The 21156-nt window shown below is 37.9% G+C and carries 17 protein-coding genes and 2 pseudogenes; 3 read left to right on the top strand and 16 right to left on the bottom strand.

Annotated elements, in window-relative coordinates; translation table 11 throughout:
• Nucleotides 1–697 precede the first annotated feature (697 nt).
• Entirely contained in the window at nucleotides 698–1519 is an 822-nt protein-coding gene (locus tag JCM19043_RS04400) for a hypothetical protein (protein ID WP_062320337.1), read from the top strand.
• Nucleotides 1520–2705: 1186 nt separating this feature from the next.
• On the opposite strand, the gene JCM19043_RS04395 is transcribed toward JCM19043_RS04400, so the two are convergent.
• Both JCM19043_RS04395 and JCM19043_RS04390 read right to left on the bottom strand, forming a co-directional pair.
• Nucleotides 2706–3026, bottom strand: a complete 321-nt coding sequence (locus JCM19043_RS04395) for a RidA family protein (RefSeq protein WP_197274736.1) — start codon at nucleotides 3024–3026, stop codon at nucleotides 2706–2708.
• 162 nt (nucleotides 3027–3188) lie between these two features.
• Complete coding sequence (locus JCM19043_RS04390) at nucleotides 3189–3785, bottom strand: ankyrin repeat domain-containing protein (protein ID WP_062320516.1); 597 nt, start codon at nucleotides 3783–3785, stop codon at nucleotides 3189–3191.
• Nucleotides 3786–4389: 604 nt separating this feature from the next.
• Between JCM19043_RS04390 and JCM19043_RS04385 the strand changes: the two genes are divergently transcribed.
• Nucleotides 4390–5088, top strand: coding sequence for a Fic family protein (locus JCM19043_RS04385; protein ID WP_062320332.1), 699 nt, complete (start codon nucleotides 4390–4392; stop codon nucleotides 5086–5088).
• 38 nt (nucleotides 5089–5126) lie between these two features.
• Entirely contained in the window at nucleotides 5127–5489 is a 363-nt protein-coding gene (locus JCM19043_RS04380; RefSeq protein ID WP_062320330.1) for a hypothetical protein, read from the top strand.
• 133 nt (nucleotides 5490–5622) lie between these two features.
• Here JCM19043_RS04380 and JCM19043_RS04375 read toward each other — a convergent pair whose 3' ends face one another.
• The 14 genes and pseudogenes from JCM19043_RS04375 to JCM19043_RS04310 form a co-directional block, all read right to left on the bottom strand.
• Nucleotides 5623–6243: a thymidine kinase gene (locus tag JCM19043_RS04375; RefSeq protein ID WP_062320328.1), complete on the bottom strand. Its 621-nt coding sequence runs from the start codon at nucleotides 6241–6243 to the stop codon at nucleotides 5623–5625.
• A 221-nt stretch (nucleotides 6244–6464) separates the two neighbouring features.
• Entirely contained in the window at nucleotides 6465–6710 is a 246-nt protein-coding gene (locus JCM19043_RS04370; RefSeq protein ID WP_062320327.1) for a type B 50S ribosomal protein L31, read from the bottom strand.
• A 149-nt stretch (nucleotides 6711–6859) separates the two neighbouring features.
• A pseudogene (gene rho / locus JCM19043_RS04365) lies at nucleotides 6860–8136 on the bottom strand (transcription termination factor Rho).
• Between the two features lie 375 nt (nucleotides 8137–8511).
• The gene (locus tag JCM19043_RS04360) at nucleotides 8512–9798 is read right to left on the bottom strand and encodes a UDP-N-acetylglucosamine 1-carboxyvinyltransferase (RefSeq protein ID WP_062320325.1); all 1287 of its coding nucleotides are present in this window, start codon (nucleotides 9796–9798) and stop codon (nucleotides 8512–8514) included.
• A 325-nt stretch (nucleotides 9799–10123) separates the two neighbouring features.
• A complete protein-coding gene (bsh, locus tag JCM19043_RS04355) occupies nucleotides 10124–11113 on the bottom strand; it encodes a choloylglycine hydrolase (RefSeq protein WP_062320323.1) in 990 nt (329 codons plus the stop codon).
• Between the two features lie 50 nt (nucleotides 11114–11163).
• The gene (locus tag JCM19043_RS04350) at nucleotides 11164–11532 is read right to left on the bottom strand and encodes a hypothetical protein (protein WP_062320321.1); all 369 of its coding nucleotides are present in this window, start codon (nucleotides 11530–11532) and stop codon (nucleotides 11164–11166) included.
• Between the two features lie 212 nt (nucleotides 11533–11744).
• Nucleotides 11745–12599 (bottom strand): class II fructose-bisphosphate aldolase, encoded by an 855-nt coding sequence (locus JCM19043_RS04345; protein ID WP_062320319.1) that lies wholly within the window; start codon nucleotides 12597–12599, stop codon nucleotides 11745–11747.
• Between the two features lie 243 nt (nucleotides 12600–12842).
• On the bottom strand, nucleotides 12843–13208 hold the full coding sequence (locus JCM19043_RS04340) for a response regulator (protein ID WP_062320316.1): 366 nt from the start codon (nucleotides 13206–13208) through the stop codon (nucleotides 12843–12845).
• A 239-nt stretch (nucleotides 13209–13447) separates the two neighbouring features.
• Nucleotides 13448–15057 (bottom strand): annotated as a pseudogene (locus tag JCM19043_RS04335) (CTP synthase).
• Nucleotides 15058–15299: 242 nt separating this feature from the next.
• A complete protein-coding gene (locus JCM19043_RS04330) occupies nucleotides 15300–15899 on the bottom strand; it encodes a sulfite exporter TauE/SafE family protein (RefSeq protein ID WP_082394408.1) in 600 nt (199 codons plus the stop codon).
• Nucleotides 15862–16062 (bottom strand): hypothetical protein, encoded by a 201-nt coding sequence (locus JCM19043_RS04325; RefSeq protein ID WP_062320313.1) that lies wholly within the window; start codon nucleotides 16060–16062, stop codon nucleotides 15862–15864. The genes JCM19043_RS04330 and JCM19043_RS04325 overlap by 38 nt, the downstream gene beginning before the upstream one ends.
• A 20-nt stretch (nucleotides 16063–16082) precedes the next feature.
• Entirely contained in the window at nucleotides 16083–17219 is a 1137-nt protein-coding gene (locus tag JCM19043_RS04320; protein WP_062320311.1) for an anaerobic sulfatase maturase, read from the bottom strand.
• Nucleotides 17220–17263: 44 nt separating this feature from the next.
• A complete protein-coding gene (locus tag JCM19043_RS04315; RefSeq protein WP_255349937.1) occupies nucleotides 17264–19021 on the bottom strand; it encodes a sulfatase in 1758 nt (585 codons plus the stop codon).
• Nucleotides 19022–19477: 456 nt separating this feature from the next.
• Nucleotides 19478–20827 (bottom strand): PTS transporter subunit EIIC, encoded by a 1350-nt coding sequence (locus tag JCM19043_RS04310; protein WP_062320306.1) that lies wholly within the window; start codon nucleotides 20825–20827, stop codon nucleotides 19478–19480.
• Nucleotides 20828–21156: the final 329 nt, after the last annotated feature.

The raw sequence follows: 21156 nt of genomic DNA, 5'->3' as shown, positions 1-21156 counted from the left end.
AATCTAAATTCGCAACACTAAGCAAATTAGAAGATACTTATAAGCATATTGGCGTGTTTTACGCACATGCTTACGCTTCTTGAAAAGAAGGCGTGAATGAGTGTCATAACGGCATGCATAGAGAGTTCATACCGAAAGGAATGTCGATCCAATATTTGATTTACAAACGATTAAAACAGTGCACATATGCTTTAAACAAAAAGCCAAGACATACGCTGGAGTATGCTTGTCCGGGAAAACTATATGAACAGAAGCGTCAAGAGCACGCCACAAGGCGGTGGTTAGTATGGCATGAAAATCAAGAATCCCTATCGATTAAAACACTATAAGTACAACTTTTTAAATATATTAGAATATCTTTTAAAAACAGTTTATGCATTTGACTTTACAATTCAGGACTTTAAAATAATATTCAAACAAACTTATGCGATAATTTTACTGTATTTAAACTTTACCAACGATATGATATCATAATAATGGAGTATAAAATGTCATATTAAATACAAATTCAAGTCGGTAATGACGCTATATAATTTATTAAATAAAAAGTTAAACATTTTAAACATTAAATTGCATAACTATTATATGTTTTAGAAAGGTGGTTCACTAGGGTAGTGTCAAGATTATAAAAGTAGAATATCATTTGATATTGTAAATCGATAAAAATAAACTAATAGAATCAAACGTGGAGGTTACTATGTTTAATGATTATCATAAAGTAAAAATAAACTATAATCAATTAGAAGATCTGATTTTACATGATTCACCATTTTTTTTATCAGTAGATGTTAACAAAATACCTTTTGAATTTTTGATTAATCCTAACCCTGTCAATAAAAGAGCTATTATTTTCGGCTCTGGTGCTTATAACCCCCAAAAATTAAGTCCTCCAATTTTCAATCGCTATAGTTGGAAAGATGAGTTCAATTGCACAACCATATATTATAATGATCCTACACTTTATCTAGAGAAAGTAAATTTAGGATGGGGATATGGAACCGAGAATCATCATTATCTCAAAACTATTTCCGAGATACTAAAAATATTATTAAATAAGTTAGAAATAACTCAATCTGAAACTCTATTTTACGGTAGTTCAGGAGGTGGATTTACAAGCATTGGACTTTCTACGATGATTAAAAAATCAAAAGCACTAGTCAATAATCCACAGATTTTCATAGACAATTATTATGAAACAATTAGAGGGAATTTAAAGGAAGCCGTTTATAAGTCCAGAAATGCTAAATTAGATCAACATAGATCCAATTTAATTTATCTATTTAAACTAGAGAACAATATTCCGGAAATTTTTTATGCACAAAACATTACATGCAATCACGATGTAAATAAACATCTATTACCTTTTATAAAAGAATTAACCCAAATAGATTCCACTCTTTTTAAACAAAAAATCAGAATTCACCTTTACTCGAATAAAGAAGAAGGACACACACCTATGAGTAAAGAGGAAACACTAAAGATCATTAACGAAATAATTTCATTACCTTCAAATCATTAAACGTATACTTATAGTATGATATTTATCTTCGCAAAATGTTCTAGGTACTTAACACATTAAACTTAAAGACTTATTGTAAAATTAGCTGTACAATCCAACGAGAAATAAAAAATCAATATGAATGAGCTATATATGATTCAATATCATTCTACCAAAGTAAAACGGCTCGCCTCCTTTTCGCGGTGATATAGCGATTGAAAAATCAACTATATTCCATTGCGATATGGAGGTTTTATTCATACTTCGCAGCAACTTTACTGAATCAGCAGTATAAGTAGGATGGTTCTTCAAGAATTCCAAAATATTAAACGATATCTTTTTATTTGCCAACAACTTTTTAAACCCTTTTTTCTTTTATGATCCTACTTTATGTCTTACCACTTCTGTCAATTGCCCTGTGCGTCTAAAATGTACTGAAAAACAAATACGTAGAGCCCCCCATTCTATCTACTAATGACATGGTTGTATAATATTTAGTGATGGTGGAGGGGTTTTTAGTAAAGCCAGTTGGTCACATTCTTATACGATGCTTGAATATAATTCTAAATGCTATAGCCAACGAGTTGTTCCAATAGGGAATCCAGCTAATTATGTTCCACTATTGCCTATGCAACAAAGACTTGAGCATCTCGCTTTGAGCGAATGGTCATCTCCGAGTGGCATATTTATCACAATTAAGATTTAAACGCACGTAATCTATTAAAGTCGAAGCGATAAGACTTCTAATCAAAGCGACTTCTGGGATAATCTGATAAAGCAACTTTCAGTTACACTGATTTTCTCAGGTATTAACCTCACTTCAAACAGATCACAGGGTCGTTAATTAAGTGGCGTTGAATTCATTTCACTTTTAATCCCCCATTTACTTGGGGAATTTAGTAATCTATGATTAGTTTGCGGATTATACCAATGGTGTGGACTATTTTTGTAGAAGACTATTTTGTTAAAAAAAAGAGAGGATGGGATGTTTGAAGCGAAAGTGGCTATTGTCGCTTTAATTATGGAATCATTTATAATTACGCCATTGAATCATTATTTAGCTTTTTAGATAGCGTCGTTTTCAAAAACATTCATGTCATTCATGATGATCATAAGGTTGATTACTTCTATTATTAGTTGGCAGAGTAAAAAGTTAGCCCCTCCCCTTAGACATGTGTCTGTCCCAAGAGATGGGCTACCCTTCTATTTACGGTCGTTTAACGACACATTCAATCTCAACATCGGCACCTAGTGGTAGTTCATACACCGCCACACACGTTCTTGCTGGAAAAGGTGTATGAAAGTACGTTTGATAAACGTTATTCATATCATTGAAGTGTGTCATCCCCGTTAGATAGACATTAACTTTAATGACATCATCAAAACTAACACCCGCTTCTTCCATAACGTCTTCTAAGTGCGCAAAACATCTCTTCGTTTGCGTGGTGATATCACATGTTTCCCCGTTATAATCTTTTGCATTGTAGGCTGTTTGACCAGAGAAAAACACGTAGTCCCCCGCATCCACTGCATGTGAATAAGTCCTGATGACGTGATTGTTTTTCCCGTATACGTTTTTCTTGTCACTGAAAACACCTCCTTAGATTTCATTATTAACCTTTTCAATTTAGCCTTTAGCTAAGCGACAGGCACTTATCCTCTTAATTCCTTATGGTAATCTCTCATAATATTATTCTTTTAGCATGGCTAGTAATTCTTGATAACCCAGTTCTTTCGCATAGTCCGCGGCTGTTTTACTTTCATGATCTCTTAACGTGCGATCGGCGTTATAGCTTAATAGTACTTTAACGATGTCCTGATACAGCTTAGAGCCGTCTCTTAAAGCGACCGCTTCAATTAGAGCCGTGTAACCGAAATTATTTTGATGATCAATATCAACTGCGCCATCCGCTAAGAGTAAACGCACGTTAGCTAAATGTCCTTTTTCAGCTGCTGGGATAAGCGTATTCCCACCATAGCGATTGTAAACGTGTTGATCAGGTTGGCTATTTTCGATGATGAATGCTAAAATCTCAGTCTTGCCTTGTGCTGCGGCGTATAAATAAGCACTGTCTTTGATGTGGTCTTGTTGATTAACATCGGCACCCGCTAAGATTAATTGTTTTGCGATGTCTATTTGGTTGTGATGTGTGGCAATCAGTAACGCGCTCTCTCCGCGCTCATTTTGTGCATGGATGTCATAGTCCTTACTTGCAAGTATCTCTTTCACCTTGTCTAAATCATTTTCTTGAACGGCTTGAATTAACTGTTGTGGTTGTTTGGTCATGTTATGTCGATGTCCTTTCTTCTTTAACATTTTTTCTATCACCGTCTGTACTGTCTACTGTCAGTGTCCTGTTTCAACCATACATGACGGGTGATTTTTTCATCCTCAGATTTTTTCATAAAGCCCTCAATGAAAAGCAAATGACCTTACGGTGTCATAAGACTGATGCCCAACTAGTCAGAACCAAACAAAAGATGGCACCCGCTTTTCATTCAGCTAACATCCTTTACTTATACTTTTTAAACGAGCCCATAAAAAATTCATTCATCTGATTATTCAAGTTTAAATTAAATTGATACTATTTGCTAGGTAAAAGCTTTAGCGGAAGAACGTCTTTTCCAATAATCATCATGGCGTTCATGGTTGTTAAAGTCATTATTTCAAACACAAAAACAGAATCATTTCGTCACTTTTAAATCACTTCTAAAAATCTTCAACGTCCACACATTATTTGTTCAGGTATATTGTCTGTTGAAGGTTTCAGATATTGGCGTCAGCACCTAATCATTAACGATATTTTATTAGATATATATATCGTTAATGTTTACTTTTTCTACATTTAGATTATAATATAAATATATTATAATCTAAATGAGGTGTTAAAATGAAAAAGCCATATGCGTTACCCCTTCTTCCCATCACATTTGACGCAGAATCTGAACTTAGTTTTTATAAGAAAGTCGTTGAAGCTTCATCAATGTTGGAAAAGCTAAAACAAAAAATGCGTTATTCATTAGTCAGTGAATCATTTCTGCAACTGATGACACTGCAGGAATCTGTTCAATCTACGAGAATCGAAGGAACACAAGTCACTTTTAGTGAGATGCTTGAAGATGAGATCGATCAAAAAGAAGATTGGGAAAAGATAGAAGTAAGAAATTATCAAAGAGCATTAACCATCGGAATAGAAACGATTCAGGCAGGCTACCCTTTATCAGAGCGTTTAATTCGTGATATGCATAACACCTTAATGAATGACGGTCGTGGTTCTACAAGTGCTAGAGGGGAATATCGGACGATCCAGAACTTTATCGGACCTACAAATGAAATAAAAGACGCCTCATACGTTCCGCCTGAACCACAATTAATGAGTGAATATATGGCCAATTTAGAACGATACATTAATGGTCATCCATACATGGATGAAGACAAAGACAATCTTCATCCTTTAATTAAAGCAGCTATCATTCATGCACAATTTGAATCTATTCATCTTTTAGACGGGAATGGTCGATTAGGTAGAATTCTCATCGTCCTTTATATGCTGCAATCAAACATCATCGATTCGCCATCTTTTTCCTAAGTGAAGCACTTGAAAAAGAAAAATTCAAATACTATAGTATGTTAAACGGGATTCGAGCGATAAATATACCTAAGCCGGATTGGCATAGTTGGATCACTTTTTTTCTTGATGCAACTATTCGAATGGCTAACCGACAAATTAATAAACTTGAACAAGCAGAACGATTATTTGAAGAAGGATTAAAAAAAATAAGACAACCCTCTACAGAAAAAGTCTGGGGTGCTCTATTTAAGTATCCGATCACAACAGTTCATCAAATAGAAAAGGAGACACAATTAGCACCAGTAACCATCCGAAAAAGTCTCAATCAACTCATTGAATTATCCTTCATTTATGGAGATGACAAAAAAAGAAATAGACGATTCTTTCATTATGACCTTATTCGCATTATCAACGACTAAAAAATACCACCATCACGTCACGATATAAAAAACACCGCTACATGAAGGGTTCGGTCTTCTTGATTTAGCGGTGTTTTTATGATGTTTTTTAAATGACTAAGTTTAGTTAGACAGCACGCGTTAGCAACACATATTACTTCGTTTTTGTTTCTTCCCGAATGATTTTATGTTCAACGGGTTTGTTTGGCACGACGTGACAATGGCGACACCGTGGTTCATATGATTCACTCGCACCGACTAAAATAATCGGGTCATCATATGACGCAGGCGCATCGTTAATTAGGCGTTGGGTTCGTGAGGCAGGTGACCCACACTGCGGACAGATCGCATTTAGTTTCGTGACCATTTCACTCATCGCCATGAGTTCTGGCATGACGCCAAACGGCTCGCCACGGAAATCCGTATCAAGACCTGCGACAATGACGCGGTGACCCAGATTGGCCAGTTGGTCGACAATCGATACAATCGCCTCATCAAAGAATTGAATTTCATCAATCCCAATCACATCAATATCATCCGTAATATGATCTAAAATATCGGTTGCTTTCTCAACAGGACGGGCAAGAATAGAGTTACCATTATGGGAAACGACAGACTCCTCATGGTATCGATTATCAATCGCGGGTTTAAACACACGCACCGTTAAATTACCATACGTTGCCCGTTTAATCCGGCGGATGAGTTCCTCTGATTTCCCTGAGAACATACTGCCACAAATAAGTTCTACCCAACCACTTTGTTTCATAATATACATACCGGTTGCCTCCTAAAGTCGTGTTGATTATCTTTGTATCTCTTGATCTTCATTAATTATGTTAGTTTTTATTATTGGTTGTATGATCTCATTCTAATGAAAATGAACGTTAACAACAAAATAAAAACAGGCAAAAGTGATCTGCCTGTTTATACGTTACCTTTAAGTTAAGAGAAGCCATCCAAAAAGGATGGCTCTTCTTTAGCGCACACGACGCTTGATTAGTTAAGGTTATATTTTTTCTTGAAGCGATCCACACGGCCACCAGCTTTGTCAGCTTTTTGCTTGCCTGTGTAGAATGGGTGAGAATCTGAACTAATCTCAACACGGATTAATGGGTAAGTGTTACCATCTTCCCACTCAATAGTCTCTTCTGAGTACTTTGTTGATCCTGTTAAGAACTTGTAGTCAGAGCTTGTATCAAGAAATACAACTTTACGGTATTCTGGGTGAATGCCTTTTCTCATGTCTCTTACACTCCTTCTGCCCTGAATCCTTAGAAACAGAGTTAAATTTTCGCTCGCTTACAACACCAACGTGCTCCAAACGGCATTTTTTCATACGTTAAGATTATAACAGCCTCATCGAGGCAATGCAATATAAACAACAAAAAAGTTTAGTTTTTGTTTTTACGTTTTAGTTCTTCAAAGATGCTTTGATACAGTTCTTCATTATTTTTCGTCTGTTTAAAGCGACGAATAAACCGTTCAACGAAATCAGGTGAATCTTGAATCGCTTTTCTGATCATCCACATCGCTTCTAACTGGTCTTCTTTCAGCAATAATTCTTCTTTACGTGTGCTTGAGCGCGCCAAGTCAATCGCAGGGAAAATTCGGCGCTGCGCAAGTTACGATCAAGATGAAGTTCCATATTGCCCGTTCCTTTAAATTCTTCATAGATCACATCATCCATACGTGAACCTGTCTCAACAAGCGCTGTCGCAAGAATCGTTAAGCTACCGCCGTCTTCAATATTTCGCGCCGCCCCAAAGAATCGCTTCGGACGGTGAAAAGCAGCTGGGTCAATCCCACCTGAGAGCGTTCGTCCACTAGGAGGAATCACTAAGTTATACGCCCGGGCAAGACGGGTAATACTATCCATTAAGATGACCACATCTTTTTTATGTTCCACGAGACGCATCGCACGTTCTAAGACAAGTTCTGATACTTTAATATGATTTTCTGGTACTTCATCAAACGTCGACGCCACAACATCCACACCAGGGGCAACGGAACGTTCAATATCTGTTACTTCTTCTGGGCGTTCATCAATCAGTAAGACGATCAGTTTCACGTCAGGGTGGTTTGACGAGATACTGTTGGCAATCTCTTTTAGCAAGACGGTTTTACCCGCTTTAGGCGGGGCCACGATGAGACCACGTTGGCCGAAACCAACCGGTGTCGCCACGTCCATAATTCGGGTAGATAATTGTTCCGGTTCAAGTTCTAAATGCATGAGGCGATCTGGATAGAGTGGCGTTAAAGCTGGGAAGTGTACCCGTTCTTTCGCCATCTCCGGGTCCTCACCGTTGACCGCATCGACATGAAGGAGACCATAGTATCGTTCATTTTCTTTAGGTGGACGGACTTTACCAGAGACTTTATCGCCATTACGTAAATCAAAGCGACGGATTTGGGAGGCGGAAATATAAATATCTTCTGCGCTTGGGGAATAGTTAATTGGACGTAAGAAGCCAAACCCTTCCGATGGAATAATTTCTAACACACCGTCCATAAATAAAAAGCCACTTTTTTCTGCTTGGGCTTTTAAAATCGCAAAGATTAATTCGCGTTTCGTTAATTTTGCATAGTAAGACACTTTAAACTCGCGCGCATGCGCATACAAATCTTTCAGTGTCATGGTTTCTAATGCTGAAATCGTTACTTCAGACACATTGATCATCACCTATTCTACTTATTTTTTTACATGTATGGAATCACACATGAACTTTGATTGGTCATCTTACCTCTCATATATGTTCATGATCGCTAACGTCACACTGACAAAACGTCCTAGTATGCCACTTCCGCTCAATAACAAGACTGTATGTATGCGTTATCTATTGATGACACAATATGGGATGTTCATTTTAACGACGGTTGAATGAATGTTAAAACTGGAAGAGTAATGATAAAAGAGGTTGTTTTTCAGTTGATACATAGCGAAGCTATCTCTTTTTGTTTATATTGTAGAGAATCATCAGACGTTTGTAAAGAGTCAATAAGTAAAACGCCCTAAAGACGGACGTCTTACTTATGAAACTTTTTATTAATTTTCTTGATAGGTATACATTTCTTCTTTAGACATTTTCTCGCGCCAGATTTTCGCCCCTAATGATTCGAGCTTTTCAATCAGGTTCTCATAGCCACGATCAATATGTTCTAAGCCAGTAATCTCTGTCACGCCATCCGCAATTAACCCAGCCACGACAAGCGCGGCACCTGCGCGTAAATCCGTCGCTCGTACTTTCGCACCTTGTAAGACAACAGGTCCTTGAACAATCGCTGACGCGCCTTCTACTTTGATTTTAGCATTCATTCGGCGCAATTCATCAATATGCTTAAATCGGGCAGAATAGATGGTATCCGTGACAATTGCCGTTCCTTCTGCTTTAGTGAGTAAGGCTGTAAAAGGTTGTTGCAAGTCTGTCGGGAAGCCTGGGTGAACGAGTGTTTTAATATCGACCGCCGACAGTTTTTGTTTCGGTCTGATAATAAGTGATTCTTCATCTTCGGTAATATCAATACCCATTTCACGTAATTTCGCAATAAGAGGCTCTAAGTGCTGTGGAATAACGTTATCGATATACACTTCTTCTCCTTGAGCAGCAGCCATAATCGTATACGTGCCTGCTTCAATGCGGTCCGGGATAATGGTATGGACACAACCAGAGAGTTGGTCAACACCTTCAATCCGAATCACATCGGTACCGGCCCCTTTAATTTTAGCCCCCATACTCGTTAATAATGTCGCAACATCAATAATTTCCGGTTCTTTTGCGGCATTTTCAATCACGGTTTTACCTTTTGCGCGCACAGCCGCAAGCATAATATTGATCGTTGCTCCTACACTAACAACGTCTAAATAAATTCGCGCACCTTTCAGCTCATCGGCACGTAAATAAATCGCTCCTTGTTCATTCGTCACTTCAGCACCAAGGGCTTCAAAGCCTTTAATATGTTGGTCAATCGGACGCGGACCTAAATGACAGCCACCAGGTAGACCAACAACGGCTTTTTTGAACCGACCGAGCATCGCACCCATAAAATAGTAAGACGCACGCAATGTTTTTACTTTTCCATTCGGTAACGGCATAGAAATCATGTTACTTGGATCAATCGTGACGGCATGGTCTTTCTTTGTTACCACACCGCCAATATCTTCAAGTAAGGCGCTTAATGTATCGACATCTGAAATATTCGGTAATCCTTCGATTGTGACTTCAGAATCCGCAAGAATCGTTGCTGGAAGGAGTGCAACTGCACTATTTTTTGCCCCACCGATATGCACGCGACCTTTTAGTTTCTTCCCACCTTCAACAAATAATTTTTCCATCTGTATATTCCCCTTTAAGTTCAATTATCTAGTTGTTTATTGTCTCATTATTTATTAGTTTTTACGGTTATGTTTTTTTCATACGACACAGAAAAATCCATGACATTTCCATTATACAAATAAACAGGGGAAGTTGCTAGTAAATATGGCTTTTCTCATGACTTTTTAATATTTTGTTTAAGCAAGGTACTTATTTTTTTTAAAAAAACTATGACTGATCTTCCTCATTGAACACTCTCTTAATCTAGCTACTTTTTGTCAAACCAATATAAACAGCACCCATTTAAAAAAGTGTGGGTGCTGTTTAGGCTGAATGAAAGGGTCATCAATCAGATTGTTCGCGCTTGTTCACATAGTGAATGTGTTGTTGCTGGATCAAGTCATAATGAATGAGCTGATCTTGGTCTAGGTCTTCTTGATCGAGGCTGACGGCCGAAATTTGGCTATTATTATACGTTTTGTAATAATACATGCCTGTATCAAGTGCCATAACGGTACTATATGTCGTTAAATCTAATCGGTCATTCGGAAGAATGACTGTCCCTTTGACCATTTTAATACGGTCTAACATATGAAACAGCTGGGTGACGGCTTTTGATTCCTCTTGTTCTTGTTTCGCATGCGCTTTTAAAAAAGCGGCTTGAACAAAACGCGAGGTCGGTGAGGAGTCACCAGGTAAGCCGATTGATCCCGCACCTTGACCAAACGGTGTAAGTGCGAGCGCATCATCAAAAGTGTTCACTGGTTGTTTTGGACTAAGATGGAGATAGTGGTTCAGGTTTGTCATATGAAAATCAAATGTCGGTTGATTCGTTAAGACACCTAAGGTGTCTTCATATATCTCTAACCCACGCGTGGTGGATTCAATCACCACAGATTCATGTTCATCACTTAAGATGAAATGCAACGGTTGAACAGGCAATCCTTCTTTAAAGGGCGTCGAAATGAACTGAATCGACTGAAGATAAGTCTTTGCTTCACGTACAGATGTTGATCTCCCTAAAATATACGGAATGATTTCATATGGTGTGATATTAATGTGATTGTCATCTACTTCGCCAAATACTTGCGACGGAAAGTTAAGTCCCGCCATCGCCAGACCATATTCATTCATCGCCTCACTAAACAGCGGCGTTCCATCGACAATACTCGCCATACCAATCAAAGCATGGTGTGTTGTTACACGTGGTTCATAATGAAAATCAAGTGGAAACTGTCTTGGTACAACGACAATGGTTTCCCCGAAATGATAATCCAAATCCATATTACGGCCAAAGTAGGTGCCGTGACTTTTCCATGTGATAACTGTACACATAAGCTCGCCTCATTTCTATTGATTAAGTATTGCATGCACACCTTAACGACTTAGAAGGCGTCGTAGAGTTTATCAAACAGACCTTTTAAAAAATCACCTAACTCATCATCATCTAAGACATGGGTCGTCTGATAAACACCCTCTGTGTTGACTTGGCAATGAATCGCATCGTCTTTGAATACGAGGAGATAATACTCCGTCATTGTGGCTGTTGGATCTTCCTCTATTGTTTCTTTAAAGATGTATCTTAATACAATCGATGACATCGCCATCTGTTTCGTCCGTTCTATGACGGCTTCTGTTAACTTTTGCGCATCGACCGGATCGTCTAAGCGCACGAGGATGTCCCGTTTGATTTGTTCGAAAAACGGTTGGTGTTGATTTATACCAGTGATTTCTACCTCAAAACAATCTAACATGTCCATGCTCCTCCCCTACCAATGACGTTTACTTCGGTAACCGTCTGGTCATTATTTAAGTTAAGTCTACTATATCATCAGCTTCATGACTAGCCAGACACTATGAGAGGTCTCTTTAATTTTTGATAACGATACGTGGGTGATGCTGACTCATTTTTAGATGCAAAAAAGCACTCACCCTAAAAGGATAAGTGCTTTTGATATACAAACTATTATGCTTTGTTTGAAGAACCGAATTCACGCATTTTACCAATAACAGTTTCTTTGATTGCATCGCGAGATGGTCCTAAGTATTTACGAGGGTCGATCATATCAGGGTTAGCCGCTAATACTTCACGTACCTTTTTCGTTTGTTGGATTTGGTTTTCAGTGTTGACGTTAATCTTAGAAGTTCCGTAAGAAATCGCTTTTTGGATATCTTTAGTTGGGATACCAGTACCACCATGAAGAACTAAAGGAACACCCGCAAGTGCGTTAATTTCTTCCATTTCTTTGAACCCTAAGTTAGGCTCACCTTTGTAAGGACCGTGTACTGAACCAAGTGCTGGAGCTAAAGTATCGATACCTGTACGCTCAACCATTTCTTTACACTCTTTAGGATCAGCATAGATGATATCACCTACAACGTCATCTTCTTGTCCACCAACAGTTCCAAGCTCAGCTTCAACTGATACGCCGTGGAAGTGTGCTAATTCAACAACTTTTGATGTTGTCGCGATGTTTTCATCAAATGGATCGTGAGAAGCATCAATCATAACTGATGTGAAACCAGCATGGATCGCTTTCGCACATTGTTCAAAGCTTGAACCGTGGTCTAAGTGAATCGCAACTGGTACTGTTGTACCTTGTGCTTCCATTACTGCTTTAACCATAGCGACTACGACACCGTAACCACCCATGTATTTCCCTGCGCCTTCAGATACACCTAAGATAACTGGAGATTTTTCATCTTCAGCTGCTTGAAGGATCGCTTGGATATACTCAAGATTGTTGATGTTGAATTGTCCTACTGCGTACCCGTCTCGGTTTGCGTCTTGCAACATTTTTGTCATTGATACTAATGGCATGAATTGTTCCTCCTTAAAATAGTTAAGAAATAAATGTAGTATAAAGCATATCTAACACAAATTAAACATGCTTGTATAGCCAGTCAATTACAACGTTTGATTGGTTACACTATAAGCATACCAATTTAAGCCCAAAGGTGCAAGACAAAGCTTGCCGTTGTAAGCGTTTACTCTTTAAAATTTCATCAAATTGACGATAAATTCATACCATTTCCCGAACATTTTTTTGTTTCTTACGTTATTTTATCCACTGAACACCACGTCGCCTGTGAGCGCTTCTTTAACGACCGCTTCCATGTCTTTAATACTAAACGGTTTTTCAATGAAATAAACCTGTTCACTCTCACTTAACTTACTTTTCACTTCATCAATCAACCCGCTCATCACGACAATCGGTCGTTGACTTTTTTCTCTTATCGCCTTAACAATATCCACACCTGTCATATCAGACAGTAAATAATCGGTAATGATGACATCCACCTCTTCATACACACAAAGCGCTTCCTTTCCCGTCTCTTTAAGGATGACGTCATACCCTAAATGTTGAAATAACATCTTCAACATCCCTCTAATTCCAGCCTGATCATCGACGACTAACAACCTCTTCATACATCATTCTCACCTTTCCGTTTAGCTAATTTTTAAACAAGCAAGTACTTTCTATACATGTATGTCTTCTCTTTCTTTAATATTCGTTTCCAATTTCAATTTCCCTGCTTATTTTCTCATTTTTTTCAAAAAACATTAAAATTATTCACATTTTCTCTCGGAAAATACAAAAAAGCTGATGATCGTCTGTATCATCAGCTTTTCGTGTCATGATTCACACTGTCACGTGTGAAGGTGTCTTACTCGTGTGTTTGTTTAAAACGAATCGCATGATCAATAAAACCTTTAAATAAGGGATGAGCATGCGTCGGCCGTGATTTAAATTCCGGATGAAACTGTGAGGCGACAAACCATGGATGATCTTTTAGTTCAATTGTTTCGACTAGACGTCCATCTGGACTTGTACCAGAAAAGATGAAGCCTGCGTTTTCCATCTCACTTCTATACGTATTATTGAACTCATAACGGTGACGGTGACGCTCATAAATTAAATCTTCCCCGTAAGCTTGTCTGACTTTTGTCGCTGACTGTAACTGACAAGGGTAAAGTCCTAACCTAAGTGTTCCACCGAGGTCTTCCACATCTTTTTGTTCTGGTAAAAGATCAATCATTGGATGGGTCGTTGTTGGGTTAATCTCTGCCGAGTGAGCATCTGAATAACCTAACACATGACGAGCATATTCAACCGTCGCCAGCTGCATGCCGAGACAAATCCCGAGAAACGGAATTTGTTGTTCACGGGCGTAACGAATGGCTTCAATTTTCCCTTCAATTCCCCGGTCACCAAAACCACCTGGGACAAGAATGCCATCCGCTGTTTTTAGCATCTGGGCGACCGTGTCTGTCGTGACCGTATCGGCATTAATCCAGTCAATCTCGATATCGACATCATTCGGATAACCGGCATGTTTTAATGCTTCCACAACCGATAAGTACGCATCTGGTAACTCTACATATTTACCGACTAAAGCAATACGTACCGTTCCGGTTAAATTAGCCACACGCTCCGCTAATTCAATCCATTCGGTCATATTCGGTTCTTCTGTCGATAGTTTAAAGTGCTCACACGTGATTTTATCTAATCCTTGGTCTTTTAACATGAGTGGGATATGGTACAACGTTTTAGCATCCCGTGACTCTATCACATTCTTGACGTTAATATCACAAAAGAGCGCAATTTTTTCTTTCATATCTTCGGTTACTTCTCGTTCTGAGCGAAGGACAATCACATCTGGTTGAATCCTAATGACCGCAGTTCTTTTACTGAGTGTTGTGTCGGCTTTGTTTTTAATTCCCCAGCTGCTTTAATATACGGTACAAGCGTCGTGTGAATATATAACACATCGTCTTTTCCGACATCCGACTTTATTTGACGAATCGCTTCTAGAAATGGCAGTGATTCAATATCACCGACAGTCCCGCCGATTTCCGTAATAACAATATCGGCCCCCGTTTGTTTACCTGTTCTAAATACTTGGTCTTTTATTTCATTCGTAATATGAGGGATGACTTGGACTGTCCCACCTAAATAATCACCCCGACGTTCTTTTCTAATCACACTAGAGTAAACCCTTCCGGTAGTAATATTCGATAGCTTAGATAAATTAATATCAATAAAACGTTCATAGTGACCTAAGTCTAAATCTGTTTCTGCCCCGTCATCAGTGACAAATACTTCACCGTGTTGATAAGGACTCATCGTACCCGGGTCAACGTTTATGTATGGATCAAACTTTTGAATCGTTACGCTAAGCCCCCGATTTTTAAGCAAGCGGCCAAGTGATGCTGCGACGATACCTTTCCCAATTGATGATACAACGCCACCTGTTACAAAAATATACTTTGTCATTGTTTTTCCCTCCATCTATTTACTATGTCTATTAAAAGAGGCAATGAAACAAAAAAATCGCCTCCCAAACAGCGGGAGACGAAAAAAATAGATCTTGATTGAGCCCAAGTAAAATTCTACGGTGAAACACGCATGAAATCAAGGTTTCTGTTATACTTATTTTGGCTTAAAACAATCGCAAAATGCGCTTAAGATATTTTTCTTCGAAATGAGCTTTAATTGAGCTATGAAATACACCTTCCTCATAAAATATTATTAATATTTATAAGAGCAATCAAAATAATGGTAACATTAAACATATAACGTATCCGTTGATTCGACACAAGAGGCGATAATTTCGCTCCTATCCAACCTCCTAAAATGCCACCAAAAACCATAATAATCAGAATGTCATACGTTTCAATAATAAATTGACCACTTGCAAGAAGAGAAATCACGGAAGCCATCTGTGCAAATAATATGATTAATACAGAGTGTGCACTCGCTTCCCTAGGAGACATAAAAAACAATAAATGAAGGATCACCACATTTAACGGTCCACCACCGATACCTAAAAAAGCAGACAATGCCCCTAGTAATAACCCTATTGTAAATATCAATAACTTGCTTATTGGCCCCTGTCTATTAATCGACGGCGAAAAATTATACATAAAGAAGATGATACCCATCACGACCACTAACATAAGTGATTGCATCTCTCCTAAATTCGGGAATAAATGTATCAGATACCTAAAAGATAATTGCCCCATCACACCCCCTATTATAGAACCTGAAGCAATCAATACTGTTAATTGACGATTAAACCTATAACCCGCTGTTTTTAAACTTAAACATAGAAACAACGGCCATTGATAAAACTGTGACCGATGATAAGATACTAATGGTTGCTAGATCAAAATCACCTAGTAAATCTAAAATAGGTTTTATAATCACCCCGCCACCAAGACCTGCAAGTGACCCTAGAAGTGTCGCGACTAATGCGACTAAAAAATATAAAACAGCCATAATAAACCCCTTAACTTTTTTCAAATGCTTGGTTGGTAATCCCCTTTACGTAACTGTTCTGCTAAAAATTCTAGTCTTTCATGACTATGTCGGAAAATTTGCTTATACCCTTCACAGAAATAATCTGTTGTTTGTAAATGTTGACTTCCTCTATTTCGAGGACAACCACCATGGCAGTATGTTAGAAAGTCGCAGCTCTGACACTGATCTGGTAAATTCTTTTTCATTGTCGAAAATTGTGCCCACGTCGGATGATTTATTATATCTTCTAAGCGATCTTCAGATATATGACCTAATTTATAATCCGGATGAATGTAAAAATCACATGGATACGCCTCGCCATTTTGCTCAAGTACTAGCATTTTAGGACAATGTTGATTCAGTTGACAAAACTCTTGCTTTTGATTCATATGGGCAGCAAGTGTATTTTCAAAAAAGCGAATCGAGACCTCAGGTTGACCAGCATTATACCATTCATCAAAGATATCACTCATAAACTTACCATACTCCATATCACTTATATGGTAGCGTGGTAAGTTATCAGGGTGTTGTGACATGAAGTCCATACAGGGAAGAAATTGAACATGCGTGAAATTTTGTTCCTTAATAAAGGCGTACATGTCCTTTGGTGAAGTGATATTCGTTTCATGTAAAACAGTTAAAATATTAAAAGGCACCTCACTTGCCTTTAATTCCTCAATACCACGCATGACGGCATCGAAACTACCTTGACCATTAGCAGTGACACGACGTTTATCATGCAAATGCTTAGGACCATCTAAACTTACTCCAACTAGAAAATTATGCTGTTTAAAAAACTCGGCCCACCGTTTCGTTATGAGTGTGCCATTTGTTTGAATCATATTTTGAACCACTTGACGTTCTCTTTTATATTTTTGTTGAAGTTCTACAACCGTCTCAAAAAAATCTAGTCCAGCTAATAGAGGTTCACCTCCTTGCCAGACAAATGGCGCGTACATTTGATTGACATCAAAATATTCTTGAATGAATCTTTCAAGCATGGTTAAATCAATCGTTTTTACTTTTCCTGGTTTCCCCTGACAGCGACTATAGTAACAATAATCACATGATAGATTACAAGCTTCTGATACTGTTTTTATCATCACCCCAGCCAGTTTATTCTTTAGTAGTGGCATAGGCTCCCCTCCTTCTATTTAGCTATCAACGCTCATTCGCTCATTTAATCAACACGCATAACGACTTCTAGTTGATATAATAGAAAAGCTTGTTTTTTCACTTCAATATGCTGTTTAATCCAAGAGGATATATCCTCTTTAGTTACTGGCTCATTCGCTTTTTGTGACAAGTCTTCTCTAAACTGTTCGCATATTTTTTGATTTTCTAGACTACGATAAACGGATAAATAAGCCTCTTTTAGTTGCTGGTTTAATAGTGTTATCCCATCTAATTCAATATGTTCAACCTTTATATTACGTTGTTGCTCTTGTCTAACATCCTCAACAGAATGAAGTTGATCTAACCCGTAGTAGCGATACAGTGATTCCGGTGCTTCATTGTCCATCATTAATTGCTTCATTTTTTGAATCATTGACCATTCTATCGTCGCATTTAAAATAGGGCGTTCTTGTTTAGGGTCGGATTGATAATGAAATAGTTTATGACCAAAACGCTGAAACTCTTTTCCAATAGGTGATTTCATCGGTACTTTTAACACATGGATGCCTTTTGTAAATGTAAAGGCATCTGTTAGACTCATGTCATCTAATTCACTAGCCATAAAGCGCCGGTTAATTCGCGTTGGCATAAGCGTATATTCATTTAGTTGATGCTCTTGACCTGGTACAGGTGCCCGCATATAGACGTATTCAGCATCCGTTATATTCAATATGCCACCAAAGACACCAAATAGACCCGCCTCATGAATGTCTTCACCATCTTCTATTATTTTTCTTAAAGGTTTTCCTTTCATATTTTCTGGTAGCTCGATGTCAAAGAAATCAAGAATGGTAGCCGGAATATCAATCGTTTGAGCAAGCTGATTAACTTCTTCACCACTTTTTTCTAACTGCGGGTACCAAATAAAGAATGGCAGATGCGCCACTTCATTATAAATCGGCATAATATTTTTTCCCCACCACTCATGTTCACCTAACAAAAGACCATGATCGGTATTCACAATTAACATAGTGTCTTCCCACATATGATGTTCATCCATAAAGTCAATAACTTTACCGAGATACGCATCACACATTGTCATCAGTGCTTGATAAAACTTCTTAACAAGCGCACTTTTTTCGGCTGAAAAATCATCATGACTATAAATGAGCCAACCATCAAAATCGTCTTGGGTTAAGCCGTACATGTTCAAGTATTTTTCCGGTACAAAAAAAGGTTCATGTGGATCAAATGATTCAATTTGAAGAAACCATTGATCTTCTGTCACATTGTTTTCTAAAAAATCAAAGCCAGCTTCAAATGTTCTCGCCATCGTATGCTCTTTTTCAGTTGGCATATAAGATCGATTAACAAAGTCTTGGTTGACGCTTGTGACTTTGCGTTGTTTTCCCTCCTCATCCATCTTATGATAGGCATCGATATGATAATTTTTTGTTACTCTTGCTTTCCAACTATCGCCTTCTTGTCCTCTAATCAATTCATACGTTGAATATCTTGGGTGATATGTTGCCCCTCCATCACGCCAATAATGCTTATGATCCGTAACTAGGTGTGTATAAATACCATTTTGACGCAGAATCTCCGGAGTAGAATCATCAAAGGGTTCAATAGGGCCCCATCCTCTGTGCAGGAAATTATATCGCCCTGTATGAAGATCTCGGCGCGCCGGCATGCAAGGCAAACTTCCCGCGAAAAAGTTATTAAATTGAACGGTCTTTTCTGCTAGTCGATCAAAGTTCGGTGTGTGAACGTCACTTTTTTCATAAGCATTTAAATAATTTCGCTTCAAAGTATCAAACATTATATTTATTACGCGCATATTCATTATCCTTTCTTAAATTAATAAAGCCTCTTGTCTCACTTTTTTTATAGATAAAGTGTGTCTTTGATATGAACCGATCAAGTCGTTCCTATAACATGGTCAACAACCCCTGTCGGTAAGGCATATGACCATATTGTCCAAAAGAAGATCACTTTTTGCAGTCATCTTCTTTTGGTTATATCAAGTCCTTATAAACCATTTATCTTGTGTGATCAAACAAGAATAATCACCTTCCAAATCCATCCGTTTTAGTTATTACTCTTTAATCCGCCGGTTTAAAAGATTTCTTTACATTAATGTATCTTCTTTCCTCTGCATCAATACTTCTACAAACGCATACTTGGTTATCTGGCCATTCTAGCCGTTTAATTAACGATAACTATGTCCAAATCCTTATCTATCTTAAGGAAAAATCAAATGATTTTTTATTGTATCCTAGTGATATTTTTTTGCTTTACCTACACCATAAGTTAAAATAAACGCGGCGATTAAACCGACGGCATAGCTTAACAAATAATTTATATAAGCGCCATTAGCAATTAACGGTAAAGCTGACATACCCGCAGCACCAATGGCTGATGCTTGAACATCAAGTAAACGAATCATCATACCACCAAAACCAGCACCAATAGATGCCGTAATAAATCCAAAGCCAGAGGGGATAACAACACCATACATCGTCGGCTCACCAACAGCTAAGAAGGTTGTTGGTATCGCACCTTTTGCAATCTCTTTAACCTTAGGATCTTTTGATAAGAGTAAAATAGCTAACCCCGCACCAACTAATCCAGCATTACTCATTACTTGAACTGTGAATATTGGTGTTGTCCCTGTTGTGTTAAGTAATTCCATATGAATCGGCGCTAATCCATGGTGAAGACCTGTAGCGATTAAACTTGGAAATACAGCGGATAAGACAAAGCCACCTAAAATACCACTAACGTCTAAGATCCACATAATTCCATCAATTAACAAATCGGATAGAAAACCTGCTATAGGCATAATCGCTATTAAATAAAGGCCACCTGTAATTAAAATAGTAAATGTCGGGGTGAGTACCACATCTAAAATATCAGGAATAAATTTTCTTAGAAGCTTTTGAATTTTTGCTAATAAAAAGACACCGAATATAACACCAAATAGACCGCCCTGTCCACTTTGAAGGCCTAAAACACTTAATTCTCCCGCAATCGTAATCGCACCAAGAATTCCACCTAGAATCATATCCGTTTTAAATACTCTTGCTGCCGTAATACCAATATAAATAGCTAAGAATGCAAATGTAGCGTTTCCTACAATACTTAAAAACGTACTAAATTCTAGAATTTTCCATCCATCAAGTGCCACTTGCTGTGCCGATAACACTTCTGTTGCTTGAATACCATCATTGATAACTTTCGCATCGGCCATTCCTTTAATAATGTTATTCACACCCATTGATACACCTGAAGCAATAATGGCAGGTAAGGCTGGTACGAAAATATTAGACAGCGTTTTCAAAAAACCTTGTTTTTCGGTTGGACTATCTGTATCCACACTAATATTTAATATATTTTCAAGTTCTGCCCGAATCTTTTCACTTTTACCTGGTCCAACAATAATCTGTGTCGATTCAGCTTGGTTGATTCCTTGAACGCCTGTCAAATTCTTGATTTCTTCTAAATTGACTTTAGATAAATCTTTATAATTAATCCGAACACGCGTCATACAATTAGTGACATGATTAAAGTTATCTGATCCACCCGAAAGGTTTATGATCTCTTTTGCAATTAATTTATAATCCATCTTTCTTTCTCCTTTTAAAATCGATTAAGTCGCGCAACTTATTCTGAGTATATATTGAATAGCGGACATTTCCTAGCTCATACTTCAGTTTCGGGAAGCGGTTTCATCCGTTGGGAACAATCTATATAAATGCAATGAATGCAAAAAAAAGCCAATCTTCGTTCTATACTTTAACTTTAAAGCGAAGATGGTTATTATTACTGCGAAACTAATCGTGATCCTATTTTATCGTTTAAGAGCGAGAAGACACCTTCCTAAGTGCGTTAGAACTAGGTGAGTGATGAATCGCTTCTTTTTGAATATTTTTGAAGTGACAAACACGCATTCTA

The organism is Halolactibacillus sp. JCM 19043, from assembly GCF_001310395.1.
GTDB classification, from domain to species: Bacteria; Bacillota; Bacilli; order Bacillales; family Amphibacillaceae; genus Halolactibacillus; species Halolactibacillus miurensis.
Note: the sequence above shows the minus strand (reverse complement) of the source record. Positions and strands in the feature narration are given on the sequence as shown.

Excerpts from the sequence above, each read along its gene's own strand:
- JCM19043_RS04360 (WP_062320325.1), bottom strand. The coding sequence starts at position 9,798 with ATGGAAAAATTATTTGTTGAAGGTGGGAAGAAACTAAAAGGTCGCGTG.
- JCM19043_RS04325 (WP_062320313.1), bottom strand. The coding sequence starts at position 16,062 with ATGGCTGTTTTATATTTTTTAGTCGCATTAGTCGCGACACTTCTAGGG.
- bsh (WP_062320323.1), bottom strand. The coding sequence starts at position 11,113 with ATGTGTACAGTTATCACATGGAAAAGTCACGGCACCTACTTTGGCCGT.
- JCM19043_RS04350 (WP_062320321.1), bottom strand. The coding sequence starts at position 11,532 with ATGTTAGATTGTTTTGAGGTAGAAATCACTGGTATAAATCAACACCAA.
- JCM19043_RS04345 (WP_062320319.1), bottom strand. The coding sequence starts at position 12,599 with ATGCCATTAGTATCAATGACAAAAATGTTGCAAGACGCAAACCGAGAC.
- JCM19043_RS04385 (WP_062320332.1), top strand. The coding sequence starts at position 4,390 with ATGAAAAAGCCATATGCGTTACCCCTTCTTCCCATCACATTTGACGCA.
- JCM19043_RS04400 (WP_062320337.1), top strand. The coding sequence starts at position 698 with ATGTTTAATGATTATCATAAAGTAAAAATAAACTATAATCAATTAGAA.
- JCM19043_RS04310 (WP_062320306.1), bottom strand. The coding sequence starts at position 20,827 with ATGGATTATAAATTAATTGCAAAAGAGATCATAAACCTTTCGGGTGGA.
- JCM19043_RS04340 (WP_062320316.1), bottom strand. The coding sequence starts at position 13,208 with ATGAAGAGGTTGTTAGTCGTCGATGATCAGGCTGGAATTAGAGGGATG.
- JCM19043_RS04370 (WP_062320327.1), bottom strand. The coding sequence starts at position 6,710 with ATGAGAAAAGGCATTCACCCAGAATACCGTAAAGTTGTATTTCTTGAT.
- JCM19043_RS04380 (WP_062320330.1), top strand. The coding sequence starts at position 5,127 with ATGTTAAACGGGATTCGAGCGATAAATATACCTAAGCCGGATTGGCAT.
- JCM19043_RS04320 (WP_062320311.1), bottom strand. The coding sequence starts at position 17,219 with ATGCCACTACTAAAGAATAAACTGGCTGGGGTGATGATAAAAACAGTA.
- JCM19043_RS04315 (WP_255349937.1), bottom strand. The coding sequence starts at position 19,021 with ATGTTTGATACTTTGAAGCGAAATTATTTAAATGCTTATGAAAAAAGT.
- JCM19043_RS04375 (WP_062320328.1), bottom strand. The coding sequence starts at position 6,243 with ATGTATATTATGAAACAAAGTGGTTGGGTAGAACTTATTTGTGGCAGT.
- JCM19043_RS04390 (WP_062320516.1), bottom strand. The coding sequence starts at position 3,785 with ATGACCAAACAACCACAACAGTTAATTCAAGCCGTTCAAGAAAATGAT.